Here is an 18,798-nt window from a genome sequence, read left to right as displayed (position 1 = left end):
CACACGTCCGACCACTCGGCGAGCCTCAGCTGGAACAAGGCGAGCGGCGATTGGAAGCTCTGCGACAGGTACGCGGGATCCGATGGGAGGGGCGAACCGGTTGCCGGATCGGATGCTGTCTGCGGCATGGGAGGTTCCGAACATGGTGGGGAACGCGGTGGTGGAAATCCGGATCGTCTTCGGTCCCCGTCGTTCGCGCGGGATGGTGGCCGGCTCGGCCTGCATGACGGGCTGCGAGTGGCAGCGGGCCGACGTTGCCCGGGTCGAGGGCGCGCTCCAACGCCGGGAATTTTTCAGTGAGTCGGCTGCACAGGCGGTTGATGCGGCGGGTGCGGTCGGCAGTCGGGTTGGCTCTGCGGTTGGTGAGGATCCGCAGTTCGACGGCGTGTGCGTCGTCGGGCCGCGAGACCGTCGGGTCGCGGCGCGTGCGGGCTTGGTCGGCGATGACAATGGCGTCCTTGGCGTCCGTCTTCCCGGTGCCCCGATAGCCGGCCGATGCCGATTGACCGCGAGGCCGAGGATGTAAAGCAGCTGCCGGCCATGGTTGAGCAGCACGCTGACGGCAAGGTGGCCATGCCGTCGGCGACGTCGACCGCCGGTACGGTGCCCTCGTCGACGGCCGGCACATCGACGAGCAGAGCCGGGCAGTTCCGGCTCGTCGGTCAACACGCGGCGCGACAACAGCCGCTTGCCTCGGCGCCCAGGACCACACAGTGGTGGTGGGTCTTGCCGATGTCCACGCCCGCCCGGATCCGGGGCACGGGGTTCCCCCGGTTCGTCGGTGTGTACTCGCTCCCGAGCAACGGGCCGTTCACGAATGAGGTCGTCGCCCGGAAAGAGGTCGAACTGATGCTCGCTTCCCGCGCGTTCAGTGATCGCCTCCCGCCGACCGTGAGCCTGCTCAGAGTCCGCGAAGTGCGTTCCAGAGGTCGTCGTATGCGTCCCAGCACTCGACGGTGCCGTCACTGTTGAGAGTGCCCATGTACCAGTCGTCATCGTCGACGGCCTTCACGACACAGAGGCCGTGGAAACCCAGGACGATCTCCGGCTGTAGGACCTCGTCCGGACCGGGCCGGCCCAAGTACGTCACGACCGGTGCGCTGCCGCCCTCCGGCGCCGACCAAACCCTCGCCCGCCAGGCGCTCCAAGAGCAGGTCCGGCACACGCTCCTGCAAGCCGTGGCCGGCAGTCGTTGCCGGAACCCGGTGAGCACCGTGAAGTCGAAGCCGGGGTCGGTGAGCTCCATACCCGGCAGGTACTTCACGTCGATCCCGGCCCGCACCGCATGCGCCGCCTGCCGGTCCGTCAGGTTCTCGACGAACTGCAGCACACTGACCAGGGCGAGTTGCCCGGGCGAGATACCAGGACGGCCGCGATCTCCGAACGCTTTGCGGAACTCCTCGTTCGAGAACACGGACCCGAGTCGGTCGCGGATCCGCATCGCGAGACACCCCTTCGGGAATGCGGCATGTGCGACCGCACTCGTCGTCCGCCTGCGCGGAACCACCGCGCCGGCCGGTCGACTGACACGCCTCCCCGCGGCCCGCACCACCACGATCGGATCCTGCAGCCGACGCGGCATGCCGTCATCTCGGCCGCCTCACGACGAAATCGAACGGCGACACGGTGTCATGCCATGTGACGATATCCGCAGCCCACCGAGGTGAGTGGGGGATGAAGGAACGATGGATGCAGTACGTCAACCTCAACGCGACGTCGAGCGGGCCGGCAGGGGTCATCAGTCCGGAGCCTGGCTCCGGATGGTCCGTCAAGCCCCGCCCTCGATCCTCGCCGACGCCCTCGGCGTCAGCCCCGAGACCGCGCTGCGTTACGCCCAGCGCGCCGGGACCGACTACCTCGCCTACGCGACGTTGCGCGCGCCCGCCGGACCCGACGACCTCTGACCTTCGCAGCATGTCGACGGAGCAAGCCCCCGATTGTCCGCTCGCGTTGCCGTCCGAACAGGCCGATGGTGGCCCGATTCCTGCCGTGGTTGAGGGCTGCTCCGCCCGGAACTCGGATGGCTACGGCGAGATCCCAAGTAGCAATCCGTAGTGAGCGGAGCCGCAGGGCTGCGTCGCTGTCATCCGTCGGCGCCGGCGCCGTGGGCGGATGCGGGCGCCTGCCGGAGGTACAGCCGGAACCCTTCCGCCTCGGGTTGGAATCCCAACGACGAGTACAGGCGATGGGCCCCGTCGAAGGCATGGCGCTTGTGAGACAGCAGTTGGACCTTGTTGCACCCGACGGATCGCGCGTCCGCGAGCAGCTGTCGCAGCATGGCGCCGGCGATGCCCCGGCGCCGATGCTCCGCGGCGACCACCACGGCTTCGACGAACGCCGTCGGCGCACAGGCATACGTGACGTTCGGCATCACCATCATCGTTGCCGTCCCAACCGGGTCGCCGTCGGCCTCGGCGAGATAGACGGTCAATTCGTCGGACCGCACCACTCGATCCCAGGTCTGCCGTTCAAGGCCGGAGGCAGACCTCGGTACTTCACCGCCCGGATCGCGACGGGCGTGCACGCCCAAGACAGCCATCAAGTCCTCGGCGCCTGCCGTCCGGACAACCAGATCGAACATTCGAACAGCATGCCCGTTCCCGACCGTGTCACAGGGGGTTTCGCAGCGAAGCCCTCTGGGCGGCTCGGACGCGAACACCGGAAACCCCGACAAGGAAGCCGGAATCGGCTACAGGAAGCTACTTCGGACCTCGCTGTAGCAACACGAGCTCCGGACCTACTCACCCCACACGAATAGCCGTCCTTACCGATAACTTCGTCGCCACCTGCGGTGACGCTCTCCGGGCCGTACGTGAAGCGGCTGCCGATGGCGAAGTCGCGGCACAAGAAGCCGGAGAACGTCCGCCGCTGCTTCAAGCCCTCCCCGGAGGCGATCGCGGAACCGACCCGCCTGCTCGCCCCGGGTGGCAACCGTAGTCGAGGCGCCGCGCTGTCATGGTGCGGTGTTCGAGGGAGCCGAGCCTGCGGGGCAGGGGCCGGTTCGGCCCGTGCCCCGCAGGCTCTGGGGCGAGGGCGATGGGTCCGACTGCCCGGGCCACGGGTTCCTGTCCGCGTCCTGGGACGGCGGTTTCAGTTGAGGCCGGTGAGGAACTCGCCGAAGAGGCGGTTGGTGGTCTCCGAGTCGTAGAGTCGCTGGAACTCGGCGCGCGCCAGGCGGCGGCGAAACTCACCGCGGTAGGAGACGTCTCCCGCGTCGTGCATGAGATCGGTGAACCATGCGGCAAACGCCTGGTAGTTCCACACGTGCTTCAGGCAGGTGGCGGAGTATGCCTCCAGCAGGGTCGTGTCCTGCTCCTTGACCTGCTTCAGGACGGCCGCGGCGAACACGTCGGCATCGTGCAGGGCCAGGTTCATGCCCTTGGCGCTCATAGGCGGCACGATGTGCGCGGCATCGCCGAGCAGGTACAGGCGGCCGTGGCTCATCGGGGCGTGGACGACACTGCGCAGAGGCACCAGCGTTTTGCTGGAGATCCGCCCCTTCACAGCGACCGGTTCACCGAAGCGTGCCTCGATCTCCTCCCAGATACGGTCGTCCGTCCACTCCTCGACGGCGGTGTCCAGGGGGCACTGGAGGTAGAAGCGGCTCGCCTGCGGGCCGCGGGCGAACTGGCCGGCGAATCCACGGTCGTGGATCGCCATCAGGGACTGGTGCTTGGCCGGAGCATCCGCCAGTACGGTCAGCCAGGCGTACCCGTACTCGTGGGAGTGGCGCGTCAGTTCCTCCTCGGGGATGCTCGCCCGGCTGACGCCGTGGTCCCCGTCGCAGCCTGCGATGAAGTCACAGGCAATGGTGCGTGTCACGCCTGCACTGTCGCGGTAGCGCACGCGCGGCCGAGGGCCGGTGATGTCCTCGAGTTCCACGTTCTCGGCCTCGAAGCGGAGATCGCCGCCGTCGCCGACGAACACGTCCATGAGGTTGCGCACGAGCATCTGCTGGGGGCAGAAGCGTCCACCGCCGAGGTCGTCGGTCACGTACCTGAAGGGCCGTGTCTCGCCGTCGATGCGGAAGTTCAGCACCGGCTCGAAGGGGACGCCGCCGACGACCCGGTCCTCCAGACCCCACTCACGGAACATTTGCGCCGCCCGGGAGTCGATGACACCTGCGCGCTGGCGCTGCTCGACGTACTCACGGCGTTGCCGCTCCAGTACTACGCAGTCGATCCCGCTGCGCAGGAGGAAGTTACCGAGAGTGAGACCGGCGACACCCGAGCCGATGATCACGACGGTGGTGTTTTCGTCCGTTGGGGACATGGATGGTGCTCCTTGTGTCGTGGTTCCGGGCGAGCCGCCTACGTGCTCACCGCCGCGCGGCGGCGGCCTGCGGAGACGGTCCACTCCGCGTGTTTGGCGCACGAGGGCCCGGCGGCATACCCTTAAGCGAAGTCTTCACTACGCATCATACGTAGTGTTCACTACGTTTGCAAAAGGGGTCCGGTATGCGCCGCGATGGAGCCGCCAACAGGGAGAAGGTCCTGCTGGCCGCCGAGCACGTGTTCGCCGAGAAGGGGGCCGCAGCCTCCACCGACGAGGTCGCTCGGCGGGCCGGGGTCAGCATCGCCACGGTCTTCCGGAACTTCGCCACCAAGCAGGACCTGATCGAGGCCACCGCGGTGCGCTACCTGGAGAAGCTCACCGACGAGGCCGTGCAGCATGCCGACGCCCCGGACGCCGGCAAGGCATTCGCCTCCTTGCTGAGGACCCTCGCGGCAGCGGGACCGGTGAAGATGACCCTGCTGGACCTTCTGCCGCCCCACGACGACGATGGAGAGGGCCTGTCGCGGCCGGTCACCGAAGCGGCCGACGCCTTCCGTGCGGCCCTCGACGGTGCGCTCCACCGCGCCCAAGCGGCCGGCGCCGCCCGGCCCGAAGTCACCGGCGACGACGTCTCCCTCCTCCTGCGCGCCCTCGCATACGCCACGAACCTCGGTGAAGGCGAAGCGCTCGACCGGGCCGTGGGCATCGTCCTCGACGGCCTGGGCGTACCGCGCTGACACCGGCTGCCTCCCGCCCACCCGGATGACGCGCTCGGCCCGAAGCACGCGTGCCGAGTGCAATGGCCCACCGGGTCTACGCAACCCGCATCACGGCAGCCGAGTAGCCGTCGGGCAAGACGGGCCATCGAGCAAGATCAATCTCCTCACTGCGGGCGTGGGCCAGGGCGGACAGGACGGCGCGGACGGCGGGGCTGTGCGGGTGGAGGCCAGGCCGAGGTCGAGGTCCGCGGGCGGCGTCGTGGGCGCCGAGCGACCCAGCCGCTCGGCCGCTCGGCCGCATCCGGGTCGACCGGGGCGGGGGTTCGCGCCAGGTGGCGGGTGAAGATCCCGGCGACCAGGAACGCGCCCCACTCCGCGCGGCGTTCCGGATCCGGGGCGAGGCGGTCGGCGACCGCGTGGGCGAGACGCTTGCGGATCGCGCACATCCGGGGCGCGCCGTACGCGAGGGTGTCGGCCGGACGGGCACCCACGTGATCCGCCAGGTCCGCGCGGACCTCGTCCGGTCGGGCATCGTCGAGATCCAGCGCACTACCCGTCGCGGCGGCACGCTCGAGGAGCGCGGCGAACATCGGCCACGGCCGCGTTCCCACCAAGCACACCCCGTCCCCGGCCGAAGCAAGGCACCAGCCTGACAGGCGACACCGGCCCCCACCCGCGAAAGGACGCAACCCGCGAAGTTCGAGGGTTGCGGTCCGGCCGAGAAGCGCGGCGGAGACGGAGACCCCGCTGATGGGGCCGGTCTCCAGGGCGGTCTGTTTGTTGATCGTCGAGTGTGGGTTGGCGGTGTCGGGCCGGCCCCGTCGCCGGTGCTCCGGCCAAGCCGGGGCCGTCGGCAGGGTGAGCTCGTCCGGGGGCCGGACACGGCTGCCGGACGCGGCTGTTGATGACGAGCCGGCGGTTGCCGATGTCGAGGTCGTCGAGCTGGTTGCGGCGGATCGCACCGGGTCGGGCGGCGTGGACGGCCGGCGAGACTGCGTCGACAAGGGCTGGAACTTCGACCATCTGTGCCGCCGCCCGCTCGGTCAGCCTGGCATCCGCCACCGCGTTGCCCGCATGTGCGTGGAGTCCTCACAGCGACTCGGCCGCCATCGCCGGGTGTCGCGCGCCGGCTGCCGTCGGTTCCACCGGCGCTACGCACGCCCCCTCGTGGTCGTCAACGGACTGTTCACCGACCCTTTTCTCGTCCGTTGGTGTTCGGCAGAGCCTGATCGAGGAGAACCTGTGCCGCTGCCCGTGCGTGCCGGCCATAGTCCGCTTCGCCCAGCACCATTGCGCGACTGGCCGCGCCGTCCGCGAGAGTGGCCAACTGCTCGGCGAGTGCGTCGGGTTCACGACAGCCCAGCTCCGTCACCAAGGCGGCGATGAGCCGCACCATCCGCAGTTTCTGGTCGCGGGCGTAGGAGTGGACCGCGCTTTCCGGGTCCGGGAACTCCACAGCGGCATCGATGAACGGACACCCACGAACCGGACCCGCGTCCGTCGTGAACTGGTCGAAGAGCATCAGGACCCGCTCCCGAGGGGTGAGGTCCTCACGGTCCAGCACACTCTCCAAGGTGGCGCCCGTCAGCACGAGGCCCTGCAAGTGGGCGATGACCAGGTCGTTCTTGGTCCTGAAGTGCGCGTAGAGCGTCCGCTTCGACACCGGTGCCTTCTCTGCCACCTGTTCCATGCCGGTCGCGTTGATCCCCTGGGTCGCGAACAGCCGGGCGGCGGCGGCCAGAATGCGCTCCCTACCTCCACGTCCCCGCCGTTGAGGCGCAGTAGCCGTTGCACTCATACAGGAAGTGTACGTTCACGTTTACTTTAGTCAAGGGTCCCACCGGTGCGGCGCGTCGCAGGTCCCTTGCCGGCCGGGGTGGAGCGGCCTGGTTACTCGGTGTAGTCGGCAAGGTGGGCCAAGGCAGCGGTGTCGAAGGCGGCGATGGGGTGATCGGTGGGGGTTGCGGTGAACAGGAGAGCGTTGGTGTACGTGTCGGTGGCCGGGGAGTGGATCGCGAACCCGCCGACCCTGTCCAAGCCGTACTGCCTCGGCCCCTCCGGGCGTCCTGGAACGGGACTCGGAAGTCGTCCCGCCGCCGCAGACATCCACAACTGCCGCGATCGCAGTAGGCGAGCCGGTCCCGGGACCGGCGGAGGTGGCTGCGGCGACCGGTCCCGTCCGGGACGAGCCGGCCGTCGCAGCCTGCCGAGGAAGCCGAATCGCCACGAGGCTTTCGACGCTCCGTCCTCGCCTGGCCCGGGCTCGGTCAGCCCAGGTGTCGCTCGAGGAACGTGATGCCTTCGTGGACCACCGGGGCGATGTCCGCCAGGCCGACGAAGCAGTGGTCCGCGTCGGGTATCGATCGCAGGGTGACCTCGCTGCCGCATGCGGCCAGTCGAGCGGCGAGTTGCGCGCTGTGTTCGTGCGGGACCACGGTGTCCTTCGTGCCGTGTTGCAGCAACAGCGGTGCGGCCACGTGGTCCGCGTAGGTGAGCGGGCTCGCCGAGCGCGCCAGCAGCGGCCATTGTTCGGGGCGCCCGCCGAGCAGCGCCTCGCAGGGATCGGGGCGGTGGGCCGCGCCCGGGGGCGGCAGTTCGTGGAGGGTGGACAGCAGGCTGGGCACGTTCGACACCCCGTACCAGTCGACCGCGGCCCGAACGGCGCTGCTGGGGCCGGTGATTCCCACGCTGCCTTCGAGGGGATGGTCCGGGTCGTCGGACGGGGTCAGCGCGAGGAGCGCGGTGAGATGGCCGCCGGCGGACTCGCCCCAGACACCGATGCGCTCGGGGTCGATGCCCAGTACGCGGGAGTAGTGGCGAAGGTAGCGGACCGCCGATTTGGCGTCGTGGAGTTGGGCCGGGAAGGGCGCTTCCAGGCTGTGTCGGTAGTCGATGGAAACCAGTGCGAGGCCGGCGTCGAGGATGCCGCCGAACAACAACTCCGGGGTGACCGTCGGCGGCGGGTAGCGCCGGTCGCCGTCCTGCCATGCTCCGCCGTGGATCCACACCACCACCGGTGCGGGCCCATCGCCGGCGGGCACCGCGACGTCGAGCAGGCACGGACGGTACCCGGCGGTCGCCGCGTAGGTGAGGCCCTCGTACCGCCGCACGCCCGACTCGGTGACCACCGGGTCGCCGGGCGGCAGGTGGGTCGGTGGCCGCCAGTTGTTCTCCTTCGGGTCCCACGAGGTTTCGGGCCGGGTTTGGACCTGGGTTTCGGACCGGGTCTGGATCATCGGTGCATCCGTCTTTCTGCTCGACACGACAGGCGGGGAAGGAACAAGGAGGGAACGCGAGGGAGCCGTTCGCGGCCGGCTCACGGCGATGTGGTGGCCTCGGCGCGGGGGCCGCCGATCCGGAGCAGGTCGCGGTCCGTCTGCCGTTCGCGGGCTGCGAGCAGGGCTCCGTACAGGGGTCCGTCCCGCCCGAGCCGCGCCGTGCTCACCTCGATCGTGTAGGGCCTGAATCGGCCCAGGTAGTGCGCGAGTTGGGCTCGCACCCCGTCCAGCAGGAGGGTTTCGGCGCGGGCCAGGGCGCCGCCGATCACGACCAGGTCGAGATCCAGCGGCGTACTGACGGCGGCGACGAAGGTGCCGATCGCCAGACCCGCTTCGTGCACGGCGGCCCGATGCGCGCCGTCTCCGGCGAGCGTCGCCCGCACGACGTCGTCCACGGTGTGCGGCGCGGGCTCGGCCGTGCGCAGCGCGGCGAGCAGGGCCCGCTCCCCGATCAGCGTTTCCAGGCAGCCGCGCGCGCCGCACCAACAGGCCCGGCCGTGCGGCTCGACGACGGTGTGGCCGAACTCGCCCGCCATGCCGGTCGCGCCGCGGTAGATGCGCCCGTCGAGTACCAGCGCCCCGCCGACACCGGCGTCCACCGACAGGAACAGGAAGTCGCGGCTGTCCACGGCTGCGCCCCGGTGGAGTTCGGCCAGTGCCGATAGGTTGGCGTCGTTGTCCGCGTGGACGGGTACGCCCACCACTTCGCCGATGTCGTGGGCCAGCGGCACGCTTCCCCAGTTGGTCGTCTGGTGCCATCCCTGTGGGATCAGGTCGCGGCCGGCCCCGTCGTCCTCGGGACGGCGAACCGGGCCCGGGACCGACACCACGCCCGCGACCGGGTCGATCGAGGACGGATCGCGCACCGCCAGCAGGCCCCGGGTCAGCCGGCCGATCGTCTCCAGTGCCTCGGAGTACGCACACGGGTGGGGAATCGGCGCCCGCGCGTCGAGGATTTCGTCGGTCGAGGACATCAGGCCCACCCTGATCCAGGAGCGGGCGAGGTCCACCCCCAGCACCCATGAGGAACGATGCGCGGCGAGCCGCACCACGTTGGCGCGGCGACCGTTGCGCACGCTGTGTTCCAATACCACGTGTCGATCACGGACCAACAGTTTGACGAGGTTGGACACGGTGGCCTCGGACAGGCCCGAGGCCACCGCGAGTTCCGTCTGCGACAGCGGCTTGGGGGCCAGACACTCCAACAGCCGGCCCAGGTTGCCCGCTCGCGGCGAGATTCGCGGGCCGCCGGCACCGGCCCGCGCACCGCCCACCGCGGTCAACTTCCCACCGCCTCCCTCGAAACCCGCTCCGCGTCGATCTGCGTCCCGAGCGGGAAATGACAGGCCACCCGGTGGTGCGGACGCACCTGCAGCGGCTGCGGCTCCTCGACGGCGCAGCGCTCCCGGGCGAGTGGGCAGCGGGTCCGGAAGCGGCACCCGCCGGGCGGCTCGATCGGCGAGGGCAGTTCGCCCGTGAGCAGGCCGTGGCCTTGCGTGTTCGCGCCGCGGCCGGGGACCGAGGCGAGCAGTGCGCGCGTGTAGGGATGGGCCGGGGCCGCGTACAGGTCGTCCACCGGCGCCTCCTCGCACAGTCGGCCGAGGTACATGACGGCGACCCGGTCGGATACGTGGCGGACCACCGAGAGGTCGTGGGAGATGAAGAGCATCGCCAGGTGCCGCCGGTCCCTGATGTCCAGGAGCAGGTTGAGCACCTGGGCCTGGACCGAGACGTCGAGCGCGGAGACGATCTCGTCGCACAGCAGCAGGTCCGGGACTCGGGCCAGGGCCCGGGCGATGCTCACGCGTTGGCACTGGCCGCCGGACAGCTCGTGTGGGCGCCGATCGAGCAGCGCGGTGCGCAGGCCGACCTGGTCGGCCAGTTCCCCCACCCGGTCGGCGATGCGTGCACGGTCCGTGTCGCCGGCGAGTTCGAGCGGGGTCGCGATGATGTCGCGGATCCGACGACGTGGGTTCAGGGACGCGATGGGGTCCTGGAACACCATGCCCACTCGACGGCGGTACGGGTCCAGTGCCTTGCCGCGCAGCCGGGCCACGTCTTCGCCGTCGAACTCGATGCGCCCGGAGATCGAGGATTCCAGCCGTGCGACGGCACGCGCGACGGTCGATTTGCCGCAGCCGGATTCGCCGACCAGGCCCAGGGTCTCCCCGGCCTGCACGGTCAGGTCGACACCGGCGACCGCTTCGAACAGGCGGCCCGCGTTGCGATACCGCACCCGTAGGTCTCGAACCGTCAACAGGGCGCGGTCCGCGCCCGTTTCGCCGTCGGTGTCGTGCTGCGGGCGGGTGCGGTCGGGGGTGTCGATGCTGCTCATGGGGTACTCGCTTTCGATACGTCGACACCGCCGGCCCGGCCGGGGACGACATCGACCGCCGGGTGTGGCGCCGACGGCTCGGGGAGCCGGCAGGCGACCCGGTGCCCGCTCCCCGGCGGCACCACCAACGGTGGCCGGGCACTGCGACATCGGTGGTCGGCGCGTGGGCAGCGGCTCTCGAAGGCGCAGCCGTCGGCGGTGCGGGTCAGGTCCGGGGGTTCGCCGCCGATGGTCGGCAACCGTTCGGCGCGCACGGAGTGCAGTCGCGGCGCGGTGTCCAGGAGGGCCCGGGTGTACGGCATTCGGGGTGCGGTGAGCACCGCGTCGGTGGCGCCGAGTTCGGCTTGTCGTCCGGCGTACACGACCATGACGTCGTCGGCGTGATCCGCGACCAGGTCCAGGTCGTGACTGATCAGGATCATCGCCATGGCACGTTCGGCACGTTGGCGGTCGAGCAGGCGCAGGATCTGCGCCTGGACGGTGACGTCGAGTGCCGTGGTCGGCTCGTCGGCGATGAGCAGTTCGGGGTCGCAGGTCAGGGCCAGCGCGATCATCACGCGCTGGCGCATGCCGCCGGACATCTGCACGGGGTACTGCCGGGCGCGTCGGGCCGGGTCGGGAATGCCCACGGTGTCGAGCAGTTCGACCGCGCGGGCCCGGGCCGCCTTGCGGCCCAGACCCAGGTGGCGGCGCAGGGGCAGGGCCAGTTGGCGCCATACCGGCATCACCGGGTTGAGTGCGGTCATCGGGTCCTGGAAGACCATGCCGACCCGGCGACCGCGCAGCGCGCGCAGCCGTTGCTCGCTCAAGCCGGTGAGTTCGAGGTCGGCGAAGCGTGCGGTCCCGGTGCGGACGGCGATGGCGGCCGGCGGCAGCAGGCCCAGCAGGCTCCGACACAGCACACTTTTGCCGGACCCGGATTCGCCGACCACGGCCAGGGTGCGTCCGGCGGCCAGGGTGAAGCTCACGTCGTCGACGGCCCGTACGGCGCCGCGCGGCGAGTGGAGGTGGACCCGGTAGTCGCGCACGTCCAGCAACGGCTCGGGTCCGGTGTCGGCGCTCGGCTCTGGAGCGGTTCGCGGTGTCTTGTCGAGACGGTTCACAACATCGCTCCGCGGGAGTCGAAGACGGCGGTCAGTCGGTCGCCCAGGACGTTCGCGCACAGCACGACCAGCACGAGCACGGCGGTGGGCGTCAGGGTGACCACGGGGTGTTCGGCGAGGACCTGTCTGCCCTCGGAGATCATGCCGCCCCAGGTGGGCGCGGGTGGCGGGACGCTCATCCCGAGGAATCCCAGGCCGCCCTCGATCATCACGCCGAGGCCGAACATGGTCACCGCGTACGTGACGACCAGGCCGATGATGTTGGGCAGGATCTCGCGCAACATCAACCGCGTGGCGGACATCCCCATCGCCCGGCAGGCGAGGACGAACTCGCGTTGTGCCAGGCTCAGTACCGGCGCCTGCACGACGCGTACGAAGCCGGGTACGAACAGCACGCCCACCACGAGGGTGACGCTGGTTGCCGAGGGGCCCACCGCACCGATCACCGCGAGCGCGAGCACCAGCGCGGGGAAGGCGAGCAGGACGTCCGCGAGCCGCATCACGATCGCCTGCGCCCATCCGGTGCTCAGGCCCGCGATCATGCCGAGCAGGGTGCCGACGACCGCGCCGATGGCGGTGGCGCCGAGTCCGACGGTCAGGCTCACTCTGGCCCCGTACACGATGCGCGCGAGGGTGTCCCGGCCCAGTGCGTCGGTGCCGAGTGGGTGTTCGGCGCCGAATCCGGCGGACAGCGCGGAGACGTCGGTGTGTTCGGGATTCTCCAGCGGCAGGACGGGCGCCAGCAGTGCGGCCAGCACGATCGTGCCCAAGACCACCGACGCCGCCGCGGTAGCGGCCCCCGGGCGGGCTCGACGGGTCGTCACCTTGTCCCGGTGGGTGGCCTCGGCGGTGGGCACGAGGGTGTCAACGGGCATGGCGAATCCTCGGATCCAGGAGGCCGTAGAGCACTTCGACGGCGAGGTTGACCAGGACGTAGAGCGCGGCGATCAACAGCACGACGCTCTGCAGGACGACGAAGTCCTTGGCTCGTACGGCGCCCAACGCGTAGGTGCCCAGACCGGGGATGGCGAAGAGTTGCTCGATCACCACCGCGCCCCCGATCAGCACGCCGAAGTTGAGTCCGACCAGCGTGACCAGCGGTAGCAGGGCCGGGCGCAGCGCATGCCGCAGCAGGATCTCGCGCGGGGTCAGTCCTTGGGCTCGGGCCGCCAGGATGTAGTCCTGCCGGAGGGTCTCGATCACTCCGTTGCGCAGCACCCGGAAGTACACGGCGGCCAGTCCCAGGGCGAGCGTCACCGCCGGCAACATCAGGCTGCGCAGGGTCTCGCCGGCCCCCTGCGCCAGGGGTGTGTAGCCGGTGGCCGGGGCCCAGCCGAGGCGGACGGCGAAGACGTAGACCAACAGCACGGCGATGGCGAACTGTGGTGCGGCGAGCAGGAACGAGGATGCGCCGTTGGCGATCCGGTCGGCCGGTCGGCCGCGGCGGTAGGCGGCCCACAGCGCCGCCGGGACGGCGATGGCCAGGGCCAGTGCCTCGGCGAGGAGCATCAGCAGCAGGGAGGGTTCCGCACGGTCGCGCAGCGCGGCGGAGACGCTCTGGCCGTTGAGCGGCGAGGTGCCCAGATCTCCGGTGAGGGCGGCGGTGAGCCAGTCCAGGAATTGCTCGATCGCGCTGTGGTCGGCCCCGATGCGGTGGTTGAAGGCGGCGGTCTGCTCCGGGGTCGCGGTCGGCCCCAGGACTGCGGCGGCGAGGTCGCCGGGCAGGATTCGCCCCAGGACGAAGGTGACGACCGCGACCGCGGCCAGGACGATCGCCGCCTGGCCGAGTCGACCGGCGAGGTAGCGTGCGTTCATCGGCTCAGCCACACGTCGGTCATCGAGAAGATGTCCACGCCGCGCGAGTCGGCGGGCGGCAGGTGTACCCGGTCGGAGCCGATGAACATGCCCATCTTGCGCACGACGGGAATGACCGGCACCTCGCGCGCGAGAGTGCCGACGATCTCCCGCGCGGTGGACAGGGCCTGTGCGTCGTCGGCGATCGGGGCGAGCTTGGCGAACAAGGCGTCCGTGTGCGGGTTCGCATAGCCGCTGAGGTTGCTGAACCCGCCGGAGACGAAACTGGGTTGGAGTCCGGAGACCGTTGTGGTGTCCACGAAGAACGGCCCCAGGAGGACGTCGAAGTTCCTTTGCTGGATGGCCTGGTTGAGGGTGGGGCCGGCCGCGGTGACCTTCGCGTCGACGCCGACGTCCTTCCACATCTGTTGCAGCAGCAGCGCCTGGGTCAGGTAGGCGGGCAGGTCGGGGGCGAGGATGTCCACCGACACGGGTTTGCCGTACTCGGCGAGCAGTCGGCGGGCCGCGGCCGGGTCGTAATCCGGCACGGCGATGCCCTGTTGTGCCGGGTTGTCGTCGGCCAGCAGGGCCAGGGCGGGCTTGGAGCCGTTTCCGTAGGCGGCCTTGTTGATCGCCTTGCGGTCGATGGCCGCGCTCAGTGCCGCGCGCACCCGCGCGTCGTCGAGGCCGGGGCGCTTGGTGTTGACGTTGAGACCCTCCGGTGCGAAGCCCTCGTTGAGTTGCACCTGTAGGTTCGCGCCGCGCGCCTGTTCGGCCAGGGTGGGGGTGGTGGCGACGGCCATGTCCAGCGTGCCGGACTGGACGGATTGCACGGCGCTTTGGGTGTCCGGGACGATCTTGATGAGGATCTTGTCCAGGTTGGCCTTTTCCGGGCGCCAGTAGGTGTCGTTGCGGACGAGGATGATGGCGCTGCCGGGGGCGACCCGTTCGAGGCGATAGGCGCCGGCGCCCACCGCCGCTCGGCCGAAGTTGTCGCCCTGGGCCCGAACGGCGGTGGGCGACGGGATCAGCGCCGCGGTCTGGGTAAGGGCCAGGACCGGGAACTTCGCCCACGGCTGGGTGAGGTGGAACACCACGGTGTGGGTGCCGGCCGTGCTCAGCGAGGCGATGTCGGTGACCACGCGCGGATCGCAGCCCAGACAGGTCTTGGTTTCCTGGAGGCGTTTGTAGTGGTCGACGACGGCTTGCGCGTCCAGCGGCGTGCCGTCGGAGAAGCGCACGTTCTCGCGCAGGGCGACGGTGAACGTGCGGTCCGCGTCGGAGGAGGTCGCGGACAGGGCCAGGACGGGGACGAGATTGCCGCGCCGATCCAGGTCGAAGAGCGGATCCATGATGGCGCGGGCCGCCGTGTAGTCGGTCATCGAGGTGAAGTTGGGCGCGGTGGGGTCCAGGGTCTGGTAGTCGACCGGCATGCCCAGCAAAAGGGTGCCGCCACGGCGGGGCTCTCCGGTGGGCCCCGCCCCCGGGTGCGAGCCTGCACCGGGCCCGCCGCAGGCCGCGAGGAGCAAGGCCAGTGCGCCGGCGCCGGCCGCGATCGTGTGGCGTCTTCTCGGGTGGGTCAGGGGCGAACGGAGCATGAATTCCTCGCAGGGTCGTTCCGGGAAACCGGGATGGTCGATCGACCGGCGGCTCCGCACGGAATCGGGAAGCCGTCGGGACGGGTGCAAGAACGTCGACCGTCCGATCGGGTGTCGTTATGAATACTCGCTTTTCAGGTGTTCGACAAGAGTCGATTCCGCGGGGTTTCCCATCGAGACCGGAACGCAACATCAGGGCCGGTGAATTCGTTGCCTGAATTCAACGAGTGAATTCATCGATCGCACATCGGATCGCCGATTCTCGTGAAATGTGCAGGTCAGACGTGATCCTTGGGTGAACCCGGCGAGGTTTTCCGATTTGCGCCTTGAAGTCAAGGAGCGTCTTCGACGGCTCGCATCACAAAATTGTCGACATCCGTGAATTCGTGTGTTGTGCTGGTGGTCGAGCATTCAGAGGCAACCGGAGGTTCCCGTGTACGAGATTGATTTCGAGACCTCGTCCGGAAGGATTCGGGGAACATTCGAAGGCGGGCCCATTACTTTTCCCGGGATTCCGTACGGGTCGGCGATCGGCGGCGACAACGGCCCGCGGCTCGACGTTCGCACCCCGTTTGCGACGTGCGCGGCCCGGCGTCCGGTCCTGGTCTGGTTTCGCGGCGCGACCGCCCGGCCGGCGGACTGCGCCCGGCCGACCCACCATCCGGGGTTCGCGCTTCCCGCCGACGACGTGGTCCTGGTCGCCGTCGACCGGCACGGCCGCGCGCTCCGGAACCTGCTCGGGGCGCTGGATTGGGTCCGGAAAGACATCGCCGGGTTCGGTGGGGATCCGACGAACGTGACGATCCTCGGCGGCGGGCGTAACGCCCTGCGGGTCACCGACCTGTTGGCGGCACCGGACACCCGCGGCGCGTTCCACCGGGCGATCGTGCACGAGCGTCCCGCCTCGATCCCGCCGACCGCCTTCACAACGGACGTCCCCCTGCTGATCGGCGCGAGCACCGACGATGCCGGTGCGCGCGAGTGTTCCGGCCGCAGGGCGCGCAGCGCGACGCCGCCGGTCTTCCGCTACCGGTTCGACCTGCCCGCCACCGTGGGCGGCGTCGACGCACCATTCGCGCATGGCGACGGCGATCCGTCTCCGGGTGCGATCCTGCGATCGACGGACGGCGCGGCGCGCTCGCTGGCGCAGGCGTGGATCGAGTTCGCGCACACCGGCGATCCCAACCGCCCCGGCGCGTCGCCGTGGCCGCCGTATGACGTGGATCGGCGCACGACCATGGTGTTCGGCCGACACCGCGCCGGACCCGGCCCGAAGGCACCCGGCCATGCGTGGTCGGCGGCATCCGAGGCAACCGTCCCACCCGCGTCGGGCTCGGCTCCGCACGGACGGCTCTGCTCGGCTTGACGCACCGGGGCGGGCCCACAAACATGACCGCATGACGGCGCACCGAGGCGGCCCACAGGCGGCCATGCGGGCCGCGAACCTGCGGCGCCTCCTGGCTTGTCTGGAGCGTGGTCCGCTCTCCCAGGTCGAGTTGGCCCAGGCCGCCGGACTGTCCGAGGCGACGGTATCCAACCTGGTCCGGCTACTCCTGGCGGAGCGGCGGGTGATTCTGGCACGGGGCGTGCGCAACGGGCGGCGGACCAAGGTGGTTCGGCTCGGTGGTCACCGCTCGGCGTGGGTGCTCGGCCTGGATCTGGGCAGGTCCTCGATCCGGGTCGGCGTGATGTCGCCGACCGACGAGGTGTGGCAGATCGAGGGCCCCATCCCACCGTCGTGTCCGTATTCGGACGCGTTGGCCGTCGCCGGGCGGCTGTTCGAACGGCTGCTGGTGGAGCGCGAGCTCACCCGAGCCGATCTGGTTTCGGCGGTCGTCTCCGTCCCCGGCCTGGTCCGCTCCGCACAGCACCGGGCGGCCCACGGGTTGATCTCGCAGGGATTCCATCAGTTCGCGGGCTGGGGCAGCGTCCCGCTGTCCCACGACCTGTCCGAGGTGCTGGACTTCCCGGTCCGGGTCGAGAACGACGCGAATCTCGCCGCGCTTGCCGAGCATCGCCTGGGGGCGGCCCGCGGCAGCGGCGACTTCATGTACGTACTGGCCGAGGCGGGTATCGGCGGCGCGCTGGTTCTGGACGGACGGGTGTACCGGGGGGCCACGGGCGTGGCCGGGGAGTTCGGCCACACGCTCGTCGATCCCGACGGCGTCGCGTGCTGGTGCGGATCGCACGGTTGCCTGGAGACCCTGGTCAACGAGGAGGCGTTGGTGGCTCGACTGCGTGCCGCGAACCCCGCGCCGACCGATCTGGCGGACGTGGTGCGGGGCGCGCTGTCGGGGGAAGCCGCACACCGAGCGGCCGTTCACGCCGCGGGGCGGGCGATCGGGACGGTCGTGGTCGGGGTCACCACGCCGCTGGATCTCGATCTGGTGGTCGTCGGCGGTCGGCTGGCCGGCGCGGGCAACCTCCTCCTGGACGGGGTACGGGCCCGGCTGACCGAGTTCGTGAACGTGATGCGCCCCTACACGATCGAGGTCGCCCGGTCCGGTCTCGGTCCCGACGGCCCGTTGCGCGGCGCGCTGTCGGTCGCCCGGGAGCGGCACGTTTCCGGCGCACTCGCCGGCCCGAACGACCTTGCGCCCACCCGGCGCCGGTAGCGAACGACGACTCGTGGGCCGGGTTCGAACCGTGCCTTCGGCCTCTGTCGGGTCGTGCCGGAAGCCTCGGTGGCCGGCGAGAGATCGCCACCGAGGCTTCCGGTCACGCGCGGGGTCGGGCTTTGGTCGGGGCCGCGCCGCAGCGCCCTGCGGGCGGTGCCCGCTCAGAAGTACCAGCCGACGGGTTCGTGGCCGCGGTCGACGATGTCGCTGAATCGGCCGCCGAGGAAGCCGAGGGGCTCCCCCGCTCGTTCGCACACGTCGAGCACCCGTCCGATCACCACGACGTGGTCGCCGGCCGTGAAGTGGCGCTCCACATCGCACTCCGGATGCGCGAACGCGTCGGGAATGACCGGCACCCGGTGCCGTCCGCTGACCACGTCCAAGCCGGCGAAGTGGTCCTCGCCCCGACGCGCGAAGCGCAGCGCGAGGTGTTCCTGGCGAGCGGACAGGATGTTTCGAGATTGAACAGTTTCACCCGCTCCTCGGCCGGGGCGTTCGGGCTTCGGATATAGCGGTCGATGTCGGCGCGCGTCTCGGGGTTGATCATGTCCGCGACGCTGGACGGGAGTTGGAGCACCCCACCACCGGGTCGGCGGGTCGGCGCAGGACCGAGAGCGGTCCTTCCTGGTAGAGCCGCCCGTCCACCCAGGAGCGGGCGACGAGCGACTCCCAGTCGACCCCGGCCAGGTCGGGGCCGAGTTCGACGACGGCGGCGCCGACCGGCTTGGGGCAGGCGGCCTTGGCGGCGGCGATGTCGACGCGCTCGACCTCGCGATCGGTGTGGTCCGACCCCACCGCGAGGAAGAAGCGGCCGTCGTGTCGGATGATCACCGGCTCCACCTCCCCCGAGGTGCCGGCACCGTTCACCTCGATCGTCTCGGCGGCGGTGAGCAGGGCCGGATCGAGGTCTTGGAAGGCGGGAACGGTGGCCGGTGCCGGAATTCCGATGGCGGCGAGTTCCTCGATGTGCCGCGTCGCCGCGGCCTCGTCCCCGGCGGTGTAGCCGGCGACGATCAGGCGGGGCTGGGATATCTCCAACTGCTCTCGCGTGCCCACGACTTCCAGTCGCAGGCTACGC

21 protein-coding genes and 1 pseudogene are annotated in these 18,798 nt (G+C 70.3%); 5 read left to right on the top strand and 17 right to left on the bottom strand.

The window, feature by feature from the left end; all coding sequences use genetic code 11:
• Positions 1-25: 25 nt before the first annotated feature.
• The 3 genes from ACH4U8_RS10770 to ACH4U8_RS10760 form a co-directional block, all read right to left on the bottom strand.
• A complete protein-coding gene (locus ACH4U8_RS10770; RefSeq protein WP_395776897.1) occupies positions 26-628 on the bottom strand; it encodes a transposase in 603 nt (200 codons plus the stop codon).
• A gap of 34 nt (positions 629-662) precedes the next feature.
• A complete protein-coding gene (locus tag ACH4U8_RS10765) occupies positions 663-815 on the bottom strand; it encodes a hypothetical protein (RefSeq protein ID WP_395776895.1) in 153 nt (50 codons plus the stop codon).
• Between the two features lie 86 nt (positions 816-901).
• The gene (locus ACH4U8_RS10760; protein WP_395776893.1) at positions 902-1,441 is read right to left on the bottom strand and encodes a transposase; all 540 of its coding nucleotides are present in this window, start codon (positions 1,439-1,441) and stop codon (positions 902-904) included.
• A 319-nt stretch (positions 1,442-1,760) separates the two neighbouring features.
• Here ACH4U8_RS10760 and ACH4U8_RS10755 point away from each other — a divergent pair, with 319 nt between their 5' ends.
• The gene (locus ACH4U8_RS10755) at positions 1,761-1,904 is read left to right on the top strand and encodes a hypothetical protein (RefSeq protein WP_395776891.1); all 144 of its coding nucleotides are present in this window, start codon (positions 1,761-1,763) and stop codon (positions 1,902-1,904) included.
• A 179-nt stretch (positions 1,905-2,083) separates the two neighbouring features.
• Here the strand turns inward: ACH4U8_RS10755 and ACH4U8_RS10750 are convergent, their stop codons facing one another.
• Positions 2,084-2,581, bottom strand: a complete 498-nt coding sequence (locus ACH4U8_RS10750; protein WP_395776889.1) for a GNAT family N-acetyltransferase — start codon at positions 2,579-2,581, stop codon at positions 2,084-2,086.
• 246 nt (positions 2,582-2,827) lie between these two features.
• Between ACH4U8_RS10750 and ACH4U8_RS10745 the strand changes: the two are divergent.
• Positions 2,828-2,935 (top strand): annotated as a pseudogene (locus ACH4U8_RS10745) (site-specific integrase); the annotation flags it as partial.
• Positions 2,936-3,090: 155 nt separating this feature from the next.
• Here ACH4U8_RS10745 and ACH4U8_RS10740 read toward each other — a convergent pair.
• Positions 3,091-4,272: a 4-hydroxybenzoate 3-monooxygenase gene (locus ACH4U8_RS10740; protein WP_395776887.1), complete on the bottom strand. Its 1,182-nt coding sequence runs from the start codon at positions 4,270-4,272 to the stop codon at positions 3,091-3,093.
• A 185-nt stretch (positions 4,273-4,457) separates the two neighbouring features.
• Here ACH4U8_RS10740 and ACH4U8_RS10735 point away from each other — a divergent pair, with 185 nt between their 5' ends.
• A complete protein-coding gene (locus ACH4U8_RS10735; RefSeq protein ID WP_395776885.1) occupies positions 4,458-5,012 on the top strand; it encodes a TetR/AcrR family transcriptional regulator in 555 nt (184 codons plus the stop codon).
• 146 nt (positions 5,013-5,158) lie between these two features.
• Here the strand turns inward: ACH4U8_RS10735 and ACH4U8_RS10730 are convergent, their stop codons facing one another.
• The 10 genes from ACH4U8_RS10730 to ACH4U8_RS10685 all read right to left on the bottom strand — a co-directional run bounded on the left by ACH4U8_RS10730 (position 5,159) and on the right by ACH4U8_RS10685 (position 14,937).
• The gene (locus tag ACH4U8_RS10730) at positions 5,159-5,605 is read right to left on the bottom strand and encodes a hypothetical protein (protein ID WP_395776883.1); all 447 of its coding nucleotides are present in this window, start codon (positions 5,603-5,605) and stop codon (positions 5,159-5,161) included.
• A 575-nt stretch (positions 5,606-6,180) separates the two neighbouring features.
• Entirely contained in the window at positions 6,181-6,792 is a 612-nt protein-coding gene (locus ACH4U8_RS10725) for a TetR/AcrR family transcriptional regulator (protein ID WP_379988231.1), read from the bottom strand.
• Between the two features lie 92 nt (positions 6,793-6,884).
• A complete protein-coding gene (locus ACH4U8_RS10720; RefSeq protein WP_395776881.1) occupies positions 6,885-7,031 on the bottom strand; it encodes a hypothetical protein in 147 nt (48 codons plus the stop codon).
• Between the two features lie 230 nt (positions 7,032-7,261).
• A complete protein-coding gene (locus ACH4U8_RS10715) occupies positions 7,262-8,230 on the bottom strand; it encodes an alpha/beta hydrolase fold domain-containing protein (protein WP_395776879.1) in 969 nt (322 codons plus the stop codon).
• Between the two features lie 80 nt (positions 8,231-8,310).
• Positions 8,311-9,546 (bottom strand): ROK family protein, encoded by a 1,236-nt coding sequence (locus ACH4U8_RS10710; protein WP_395777017.1) that lies wholly within the window; start codon positions 9,544-9,546, stop codon positions 8,311-8,313.
• A 5-nt stretch (positions 9,547-9,551) separates the two neighbouring features.
• Complete coding sequence (locus tag ACH4U8_RS10705) at positions 9,552-10,607, bottom strand: ABC transporter ATP-binding protein (protein ID WP_395776877.1); 1,056 nt, start codon at positions 10,605-10,607, stop codon at positions 9,552-9,554.
• Positions 10,604-11,710, bottom strand: coding sequence for an ABC transporter ATP-binding protein (locus ACH4U8_RS10700; protein WP_395776875.1), 1,107 nt, complete (start codon positions 11,708-11,710; stop codon positions 10,604-10,606). The genes ACH4U8_RS10705 and ACH4U8_RS10700 overlap by 4 nt, the downstream gene beginning before the upstream one ends.
• Positions 11,707-12,585, bottom strand: coding sequence for an ABC transporter permease (locus tag ACH4U8_RS10695; protein WP_395776873.1), 879 nt, complete (start codon positions 12,583-12,585; stop codon positions 11,707-11,709). The genes ACH4U8_RS10700 and ACH4U8_RS10695 overlap by 4 nt, the downstream gene beginning before the upstream one ends.
• A complete protein-coding gene (locus ACH4U8_RS10690) occupies positions 12,575-13,525 on the bottom strand; it encodes an ABC transporter permease (RefSeq protein ID WP_360313500.1) in 951 nt (316 codons plus the stop codon). Before ACH4U8_RS10690 ends, ACH4U8_RS10695 begins: the two co-directional genes overlap by 11 nt.
• Positions 13,522-14,937, bottom strand: a complete 1,416-nt coding sequence (locus tag ACH4U8_RS10685; RefSeq protein WP_360313498.1) for an ABC transporter substrate-binding protein — start codon at positions 14,935-14,937, stop codon at positions 13,522-13,524. The genes ACH4U8_RS10690 and ACH4U8_RS10685 overlap by 4 nt, the downstream gene beginning before the upstream one ends.
• Positions 14,938-15,535: 598 nt before the next feature.
• Between ACH4U8_RS10685 and ACH4U8_RS10680 the strand changes: the two genes are divergently transcribed.
• Positions 15,536-16,468, top strand: a complete 933-nt coding sequence (locus ACH4U8_RS10680; RefSeq protein WP_395776871.1) for a carboxylesterase family protein — start codon at positions 15,536-15,538, stop codon at positions 16,466-16,468.
• Between the two features lie 31 nt (positions 16,469-16,499).
• Positions 16,500-17,717, top strand: a complete 1,218-nt coding sequence (locus tag ACH4U8_RS10675) for an ROK family protein (RefSeq protein ID WP_395776869.1) — start codon at positions 16,500-16,502, stop codon at positions 17,715-17,717.
• Between the two features lie 164 nt (positions 17,718-17,881).
• Here the strand turns inward: ACH4U8_RS10675 and ACH4U8_RS10670 are convergent, their stop codons facing one another.
• Together ACH4U8_RS10670 and ACH4U8_RS10665 are read right to left on the bottom strand one after the other, a co-directional pair.
• Positions 17,882-18,169 carry a flavin reductase gene (locus tag ACH4U8_RS10670; protein ID WP_395777015.1) on the bottom strand — a complete coding sequence of 96 codons (288 nt, stop codon included), beginning with the start codon at positions 18,167-18,169 and terminating at the stop codon, positions 17,882-17,884.
• Between the two features lie 94 nt (positions 18,170-18,263).
• The gene (locus ACH4U8_RS10665) at positions 18,264-18,776 is read right to left on the bottom strand and encodes a DUF2848 family protein (protein ID WP_395776867.1); all 513 of its coding nucleotides are present in this window, start codon (positions 18,774-18,776) and stop codon (positions 18,264-18,266) included.
• Between the last annotated feature and the right edge of the window lie 22 nt (positions 18,777-18,798).

It is taken from the genome of Embleya sp. NPDC020886 (assembly GCF_044333915.1).
In the GTDB taxonomy this organism is placed as follows: domain Bacteria; phylum Actinomycetota; class Actinomycetes; order Streptomycetales; family Streptomycetaceae; genus Embleya.
Note: the sequence above shows the minus strand (reverse complement) of the source record. Positions and strands in the feature narration are given on the sequence as shown.

Coding starts and splice junctions, on each gene's coding strand:
- ACH4U8_RS10685 (WP_360313498.1), bottom strand. CDS start 14,937: ATGCCGGTCGACTACCAGACCCTGGACCCCACCGCGCCCAACTTCACC.
- ACH4U8_RS10705 (WP_395776877.1), bottom strand. CDS start 10,607: ATGAGCAGCATCGACACCCCCGACCGCACCCGCCCGCAGCACGACACC.
- ACH4U8_RS10760 (WP_395776893.1), bottom strand. CDS start 1,441: ATGCGGATCCGCGACCGACTCGGGTCCGTGTTCTCGAACGAGGAGTTC.
- ACH4U8_RS10735 (WP_395776885.1), top strand. CDS start 4,458: ATGCGCCGCGATGGAGCCGCCAACAGGGAGAAGGTCCTGCTGGCCGCC.
- ACH4U8_RS10690 (WP_360313500.1), bottom strand. CDS start 13,525: ATGAACGCACGCTACCTCGCCGGTCGACTCGGCCAGGCGGCGATCGTC.
- ACH4U8_RS10715 (WP_395776879.1), bottom strand. CDS start 8,230: ATGATCCAGACCCGGTCCGAAACCCAGGTCCAAACCCGGCCCGAAACC.
- ACH4U8_RS10770 (WP_395776897.1), bottom strand. CDS start 628: ATGTGCCGGCCGTCGACGAGGGCACCGTACCGGCGGTCGACGTCGCCG.
- ACH4U8_RS10675 (WP_395776869.1), top strand. CDS start 16,500: ATGACGGCGCACCGAGGCGGCCCACAGGCGGCCATGCGGGCCGCGAAC.
- ACH4U8_RS10750 (WP_395776889.1), bottom strand. CDS start 2,581: ATGTTCGATCTGGTTGTCCGGACGGCAGGCGCCGAGGACTTGATGGCT.
- ACH4U8_RS10695 (WP_395776873.1), bottom strand. CDS start 12,585: ATGCCCGTTGACACCCTCGTGCCCACCGCCGAGGCCACCCACCGGGAC.
- ACH4U8_RS10740 (WP_395776887.1), bottom strand. CDS start 4,272: ATGTCCCCAACGGACGAAAACACCACCGTCGTGATCATCGGCTCGGGT.
- ACH4U8_RS10755 (WP_395776891.1), top strand. CDS start 1,761: ATGGTCCGTCAAGCCCCGCCCTCGATCCTCGCCGACGCCCTCGGCGTC.
- ACH4U8_RS10725 (WP_379988231.1), bottom strand. CDS start 6,792: ATGAGTGCAACGGCTACTGCGCCTCAACGGCGGGGACGTGGAGGTAGG.